Origin of the sequence: Bartonella sp. AC329YNZD (assembly GCF_042196685.1) — a bacterium.
Taxonomy (GTDB): Bacteria; Pseudomonadota; Alphaproteobacteria; order Rhizobiales; family Rhizobiaceae; genus Bartonella.
The window spans coordinates 1-3,089 of sequence record NZ_JBHIQS010000055.1 but is presented as its reverse complement, the minus strand read 5'-3'; the positions used below and the strand labels follow the sequence as shown (position 1 = coordinate 3,089).

General features: G+C 40.8%; 3 protein-coding genes and 1 pseudogene. All 4 read right to left on the bottom strand.

Going from position 1 to position 3,089, the window contains the following annotated elements:
• Nucleotides 1–380: pseudogene (locus ACFIMW_RS09020) on the bottom strand (DUF3987 domain-containing protein); the annotation flags it as partial.
• Nucleotides 377–1,261, bottom strand: coding sequence for a toprim domain-containing protein (locus tag ACFIMW_RS09015; protein ID WP_375608864.1), 885 nt, complete (start codon nt 1,259–1,261; stop codon nt 377–379). The gene ACFIMW_RS09015 and the pseudogene ACFIMW_RS09020, both read right to left, overlap by 4 nt.
• Nucleotides 1,262–1,365: 104 nt before the next feature.
• Nucleotides 1,366–1,566, bottom strand: coding sequence for an AlpA family transcriptional regulator (locus tag ACFIMW_RS09010; RefSeq protein WP_011180791.1), 201 nt, complete (start codon nt 1,564–1,566; stop codon nt 1,366–1,368).
• Between the two features lie 207 nt (nt 1,567–1,773).
• Entirely contained in the window at nt 1,774–2,940 is a 1,167-nt protein-coding gene (locus ACFIMW_RS09005; RefSeq protein WP_375608863.1) for a tyrosine-type recombinase/integrase, read from the bottom strand.
• Nucleotides 2,941–3,089: the final 149 nt, after the last annotated feature.

Here is a 3,089-nt window from a genome sequence, read left to right as displayed (position 1 = left end):
CCAATAAGAGCGCCCCAGAGATTAGGGACAATCTTCCAATCATCATGTTGTTTTGGAGCAATCCGCACGCCATTGCCAATGAGAGCAGCCAAGCCACACAAAGCAGCGACAGCCACAAAATCAAGAGGAGCTTGTTGACGGTCAGCAACGTCATAAATATAGCGACTTAAAGTTAAAGGCATTTGCGCAGCATGAAAAGGCTCGACGGGTAAGAGAGTATATTCAAGTGGTTTTAATTCCCCCCAACCATTTTGTTGCAATGCTTGCTTATAAGGAATGGCTTCTAAACAAGTCTTATCATTTAAAGAAACATTATCGTTATCATTGAATGAAACATTTTGATTGTTGGTATCGACAATATTGTTGTTATTCTCTCTCATTTATTTATACCTTTCAGTATCAAAACATCATTGAAATCTAGACCGTAGGGTGCTTGCATGATAAAGACCTTAAAGCCTTGTCTATAGGCACGCGCAGCGAGGTTAAAACCTGCTTTACGACCAGCCTCATCACCGTCCATTGCAATGGTGAGACGGGCTTTGGTTTTAGGTAAATTCACATGCATCATGCCATGGGTTGAAAGGGACGCCCATAAATCAACGGGCTCTGATAACAACCCAGACAGCAGAGCCAGACCGGTTTCAATGCCTTCACAAATGACCAGATGTTTTGGATTGTCTTGGCTTAAATGCACAGCACCACCCGTGACAGATCCCAACATAGCTTTGGCTGGTTTTTGATCTGTTTTGCAGCCATTGTCTTTTAAAAAGGTTCTATGAATGGCAAAGGAGCCAGCCCCCTTAACAAGAGCAATCAACGCGGGGAGTGTAACTCCAGAGGGGTGTGGACATTTGCTATGAAAACGTAAATCAGCAGGCAAATCACATGTGATCCCCCGCATGCGTAAATAGGTTTCTGCTAAAGTATTTTTGATTGGTTGGCTTTGTTGCCAAATTGCTTTTGCTCTCTCTGCTTTCTGTTTTGCTTGTTTGAGATCAGCACAAAACTGTTTTGAGAAAGAGAGCGTCTGATCATAAGCTTGTTTTCCAAGCAAGCCAATTCTAATAAGCGCTTGTATGATCTCTCTAAAAGAGCAGCCAGCATAACAATAGAGTAAAAGACGCCCATCATTTCCATTAGAAATAGATAAACTAGGCAACCTATCATCATGAGCAGGGCAACGGGCGGTTCCATAACGCCCATGCCAAACCCCACGCAAGGCACAAGTAATACCCCGCGCATTCTTAAAAGAACACATCATTGTCATTGTAAATCCTATAACGTTGCGTCACAGGACGGATTGTGCTATCTCTAGATTGATGAGTTTGAGAAAGCCTTGTCCGTCCTTACGTGACAAGGTTTTTTTTATGCCGCGTCACTTTGACGTTGCTGTTTTGCTTGCTCGATGACATTGATAAGATCCGATTGTAACCAACGGGACAAAAAACCAAATTTTAAAGGTTTTGGGAGAGAGCCATTGGTTACATGACGGCGGAATGTTGAGACACTCATATGAAGCAATTTTGCACTTTCACGGTCTGTCAAAAGAATATCATTTTCTGTCATACTAAAATCCTTTCTATCAAAAAATGGTAACAAATCATAACTATTTATTAACCACATTTTGGTTCATTTTTGAAGGTATTTTATTTATAGAAAACAATATTTTATCATATAATTTCTGATGTGATAATTTATGATTCTTATTGAGAAAGAATGAGAGAGAAGAGAGAGAAAGTTATCCACAGATCATGGGGTTATGCACTCCATATCTTAAGATTGACCCGTGACATAAGCCGCCCATTTATCCATATAAACGCGGCGCTGTTCTAAATAATCAGTACGACGATAGGCACGCTCTACTTGTCCTCCGACTGTATGACTTAGAATAGTTTCAGCGACCTCATAGGGGGCATCGGTTGTTTCAGCGAGCCAATCGCGTAAACTAGAGCGAAATCCATGGGGGCAGGCTTCAAGTTTATTGTCTCTCATGTATTGAGCCATACACTTCGTAGCAAGGGGACCGCGACCGGTTGCAGAAAAGAAGAAATCATTGCGAGAAAGTGAGCGCGCTTGTTTTAAAATGTCTAATGCTTCAGATGATAAGGGCACACGAAACTCTTTTGTAGTATCACGCTTTCCTTTCATATTTTCAGCAGGGATTGTCCAGATATCACCTTCAACTTGATCTTTATGAATATGACGTAAAGGGTTAGAGCGAACCCCTGTAAGGATAAGCAAACGCAAAGCCAGTTGTGTTAGGGTTGATGCTTCGCAAAGTGTTTGATAAAAAGCTGGTATATCTTTCCAATCCATTGCAGGTAAATTTTTGACTTTATGGCGTTGTTTTCCTAAAAGAGCGCGTGCTTTTTCTGTTGCTTGTAAATCAACATCCAAACCTAATGCAGCAGCATGTTTGAGACAAAGTTTGAGACGTATCAATGCTGTCCGAGCAGCTCCAGCTTTTGTATGCCAGATAGGGGCAAGTGTATTACGTATTTCTGTTTGTGTAATCTCTGACACAGGAAGACAACCTAATTTAGGGAGAATATGAAGTTGTAAAGGCGAAAACCAATGTCCATCTTTCCCATCCCCTTTTAATTCAGCTTTACGAGTTTCAAAAGTATCCAAGGCAATATCTTTTAAATAATGAAGATTGCTTATTGCCTCACGCTTTTGTTTCTCACGTTCTTTAATAGGATCACGCCCTTCACGTAAAACAGAGCGCCATTGATTTGCCAATTCACGGGCTTGTTTTAAAGAAACATCTCTTAAAGCACCCAAGCCCATTTCACGACGACGTCCGTGAATAGTATAACGGTAAATCCATTGAGCACCACCATCTTTACGCTTATGAAGTAACAAGCCGGCACCATCATTATATTTGCCAGCCCCCAATGTTGCGACAGATCTTGCATTAAGACGGTTCATAAGAGCCATTTTTAAATCCTTTCTTATACAAATTTGATCCACACACTCATCCCACTTGTTATGTGCAAATGAGTGGTTTTGATTGATTCAAGATAAACAGATTTGAAATGAGAGAATCTTACGTTATTCTGGTCTTTAATTCCATATGAATAATGCTA